The organism is Pseudoxanthomonas sp. CCNWLY206-1 (genome assembly GCF_039710385.1).
GTDB lineage: Bacteria > Pseudomonadota > Gammaproteobacteria > Xanthomonadales > Xanthomonadaceae > Pseudoxanthomonas_A.
Genome location: NZ_JBDKXI010000008.1, coordinates 277630 through 282017 on the forward strand (window position 1 = coordinate 277630; position 4388 = coordinate 282017).

The following is a 4388-nucleotide window of genomic DNA, read 5'->3' on the forward strand; positions in this document are numbered from 1 at the left end:
AGCGGAGCAAGCTCCGCTCTACAAGAGCCTGCTGGCCACGCCGAATTATCGCGGGGCGCAGCTCCGCTCTACGACAGCATCCTTGGCGTTTGCCATCTACCCATTACTGCACAGCGCACTTCACCACATGCTGCGCTTCGTTCATCGCACCCAACGCCACGCGCGACAACGACAATTCCGTTTTGCCGGCTGTTTCCAGGCGAAGCAACTGATCGAGCTTGCTTACATCGGCGCCTGCCGTCGCGAAGCACTTCAGCGGTATCCCCAACGTGGTCCATTGACCTTTCGGCAATGCGGCCAAGCTGTCGTGCAGCGGCAACTGTGCGGCGCAGCCCGACCCGCAGCTCACGCCTACGTTGATGTCGCCAGCGGCTATCGTTTCCGGCCGCACCGTCAGCACCAGCAACACGTCGCCATTGCTTTCGCGCGACAGGTCCAGCGGCGTGGCGGACAGCAGTGCGATGCTGGCCTTGCCTTCACCGGACCAAGACAAACGGCGCGCATCTTCCTGTGCCTGGTGATCCACCGCGGTGACGCGCAAGCTGCCGTCATGCAGCGCTGCGGGCAGCGCAGCGATCTGGCTGGCGTGGCCTTCCGCATTTTCCATCCGCAGCGTCATTCCTGGCGCCACCTGGCCGCGGCCGAAGTACACGCCCGCCACCGCCTGCGCACCGGATACGCCGGATTCTTCCGGCAGCGGCGCGACGTCGCCCTTGTCGGCATAGGTCAGGCCATAGCCGAACGCGAACTGCGGGTTGTAGTCCTTCTGGCCCACGTTGTTAGCGTACTGCGTCGCGGTTCGTGGCCACGAGTAGCTCAGCTTGCCCTTGAAGTCATGCGCGACGCCGCCATCGGCCTTGCGCAGCAGCACGTCGGCGATACCGCCGCCTTCCGAACCCGGCAACCAGGCCGCGACGAATGCGTCGGACGCATTGATCTCGCGATTGACCCACAGCGGTCGTCCGCTCAGGAACACCGCCACCACCGGAATGCCTTCGGCTTTCAGGCGCTTGATCAGTTCCAGGTCACTGTCGTCGCCCGGCTTGTACGCCAGCGTGGCGATGTCGCCCTGGAATTCGGCATAGGGATTTTCGCCGAACACCACCACGGCAACGTCGGGCTTCTGCGTGTAACGGCCATCGACCGCCAGCACCGCTTTGCCGCCGGCCGCTTTCGCCTGCTGCTCGATACCTTCGAAAATCGAATCGGCGTTCGGATAATCCTTGCGCTTGGTGCCGGTGCCCTGCCAGTTCAACGTCCAACCGCCGGACTGCTTGCCGACATCGTTGGCGCCATCGCCGGCCACCAGGATGGTCTTCTTCGGATCCAGCGGCAGCACGCCGCCCTGGTTCTTCAGCAGCACCAGCGATTCGCGCACCGCCTGGCGTGCGACCGCACGATGCTCGGGCGCGCCCAGCCGTTCGAACTTGCCGCCCAGCGGACGCTTGGAAGGCTTGCCGGCTTCGAACAGGCCCAGACGGAACTTCACTCGCAGGATGCGCCGCACGGCATCGTCCAGCCGTTCCATCGGCAGCGTGCCGGCTTTCACCGCGGCCAGCGCGGTTTCATAGAAGCCCTTCCAGCTGTCCGGCGCCATCGCCATGTCCAGGCCGGCCGCAATCGTGGCCGGACAGTTGTCGTTGGTGCAGCCCTTGACCTGGCCGTGCCCATTCCAATCGCCGACAACGAAGCCGCCGAAATGCATCTGGCCTTTCAGCACTTCGGTCAGCAGATGCTGGTTGCCATGCATCTTTTCGCCGTTGACGCTGTTGAAGGACGCCATGACGGTCTGCGCGCCCGCCGCGATCGCCGGCGGATAACCGGCGCCATGGATGCGCGCCAGCTCGGCTTCGTCGACCTTCGCATCGCCCTGATCCTTACCACCGGTGGTGCCGCCGTCGCCGAGGAAATGCTTCACCGACGCGATCACGTGCGAACCATCCAGGAAGTCGGGCGAGCCGACCTTGCCTTGCAGACCTTCGACCACCTTGCCGGAGAAACTGGCCACCACGTCCGGCGATTCCGAATAGCCCTCGTAGGTGCGGCCCCAACGGTCGTCCTGCGGCACCGCCACGGTCGGCGCGAACGCCCACTCCATGCCGGTGGTGCGCGTCTCGGTAGCGGTCACTTTGCCGATCTGCAGCATCAGGTCCGGGTTGCGGGTCGCCCCCAGGCCAATGTTGTGCGGGAACAAGGTCGCGCCCACGATGTTGCTCTGGCCGTGCACCGCATCGATACCGAAGATGATCGGAATCGCTTTGCCGCCCGTGCTGGTATCCATGGACGCGTCGTAGAACGCGTCGGCCAATGCCAGCCACTCGGCGGGCGTGGCATCGTACCGGCCATCCGGATCGGAGTTACCGCCGGCCAGCACCGAACCCAGCCGGTACTTGCGTACGTCTTCCGGCGTCAGGCTGGCGATGTCGCCCTGCACGATCTGGCCGACTTTTTCTTCCACCGTCATCTTCGCCAGCAGCTCGTCGATGCGCTTTTCGATAGCGGGATCTTCCGCCACCGGCCAGGCCACCGACGGCCACGGCGAAGCAGGCGCGGCGGACGCGGCCTTGTTTGGATCATCGGGTTTGTTTTCGTTCCGGCAGCCCGACGCGAGCAATGCCAGCGCTACAGGAATGGCCAGCAGCAGACTCGCCCGCAATGCAGGACGGACGCGGAAATCCCGAGGTAAAGCAGGGGAAGACAATACAGGTGTGTTCAAGATCGTTGCTCCATCAAACGGTAGACGATGAGATGCGGAAGACGAGGTTCAGGATGCGGTAGCGGCGCGGTGGGAGCGGCAGCTGCGCCCCACCGCACCGATCGCGTCAGCCTTCCATCTGTTCCAGTTCCCGGCCCTTGGTTTCGTACACATACTTCAGTACGAAGAACACCGAGATCACCGCAGCCACCGTGTAGATGCCGTACGCGCCGGCCAGGCCGATGCTGGTCAGCAGGATCGGGAACGTCATGGTGATCGCGAAGTTGGACGTCCATTGCGCCGCACCCGCCACCGCCAAACCGGACCCACGGATCTGGTTGGGGAACATCTCTCCCAGCATCACCCACATCACCGGTCCCCACGATGCATTGAAGAACACCACGTAGACGTTGGCAGCGACCAGCGCCAGCATGCCCATCGAATCGGACATCGCCAGCTTGCCTTGCGCATCCAGGCCGGCACTGGCGAACGCATACGTCACCAGTCCCAGCGACACCGCCATGCCGGCCGAACCGATCCACAGCAACGGCTTGCGGCCGATCCTGTCGATCAGCATCAGGGCAACCAGGCAGGCGCCGATGCTGAGCGCGCCGGACAGCACGTTGATCAGCAGCGCATCGTTTTCGGAGAAACCGACCGCCTGCCACAGCACCGCACCGTAGTAGAACACCACGTTGATGCCGACCAGCTGCTGGAACGTCGCCAAGCCGATGCCGATCCAGACGATCTTGCGGACTTTCCCGCTCGCCTTGTCGACCAGGTCGGAAAGGCTCGGACGATGATGGTCCGCCGACAGCGAGCCTTCGATCTCGACCAGCTTGGTTTTAGCTTCCGCCGCGCCATACAAACGGGTCAGAACTTTCAACGCGTCTTCGGTGCGGCCCTTGACCACCAGATAACGCGGGCTTTCCGGAATCAGCAGCAGCAACAGCAGGAAGATGATCGAGGGAATCGCCATCATCCAGAACATCCAGCGCCACGCCGCAAAACCCAACCACAGCGCCTCGGTGGAAGCACCTGCGGCCTTGGCCAGCAGATAGTTGCTGAGGAAGGCGCAGAACAGGCCGCTGATGATCGCGATCTGCTGCACCGTGGCCAGGCGTCCGCGATAGCGGGCCGAAGCCACTTCGGCGATATACGCCGGCGACATCACGCTGGCCGCACCCACCGCGAACCCGCCCAAGAGGCGCGCGATGATGAAGACCGTCGAGGTATTGGCCATGCCCGCGCCCACAGCGGAAAGCAGGAACAGCACCGCCGAGATGATCAGCACCGCGCGCCGTCCCCAGCGGTCGGCCAGACGCCCGGCGAAGAACGCACCGACCGCGCAGCCGATCAGCATCGAGGCCACTTCGAAACCGGTTCCGGCGGAACTGGAATGGAAGGTTTGTTTCAAACCATCAACGGTGCCATTGATGACGCCGCTGTCGAAGCCGAACAGGAAGCCGCCGATAGTGGCCACGCAGCTGATCAGGATGATCAGCTTGATGTTCTCGCCGCTATCTGCGGGGGCCTTGCTAAGGGGAATGCTATTCATGAGATGCCTTTGTAGGTGAGGCTTGGTTGGATGGAAGCCACGGTTCGGCGACGTCAGATCAACGCAGCAGATATTGATTCAACAGATTCTCGTACGCTTCCTGGCGGCCGCTGATCTGTTTCGGTTCGCCTTGCT

At 63.4% G+C, this 4388-nt stretch carries 2 protein-coding genes; both read right to left on the reverse strand.

Annotation, left to right across the window (positions count from 1 at the left end):
* Nucleotides 1-103 precede the first annotated feature (103 nt).
* Complete coding sequence (locus tag AADW18_RS17855) at nucleotides 104-2656, reverse strand: exo 1,3/1,4-beta-D-glucan glucohydrolase (protein WP_337344762.1); 2553 nt, start codon at nucleotides 2654-2656, stop codon at nucleotides 104-106.
* Nucleotides 2657-2822: 166 nt separating this feature from the next.
* Nucleotides 2823-4253, reverse strand: coding sequence for a sugar porter family MFS transporter (locus AADW18_RS17860; protein ID WP_337344749.1), 1431 nt, complete (start codon nucleotides 4251-4253; stop codon nucleotides 2823-2825).
* Nucleotides 4254-4388 lie beyond the last annotated feature (135 nt).

Excerpts from the sequence above, each read along its gene's own strand:
- AADW18_RS17860 (WP_337344749.1), bottom strand. The coding sequence starts at position 4,253 with ATGAATAGCATTCCCCTTAGCAAGGCCCCCGCAGATAGCGGCGAGAAC.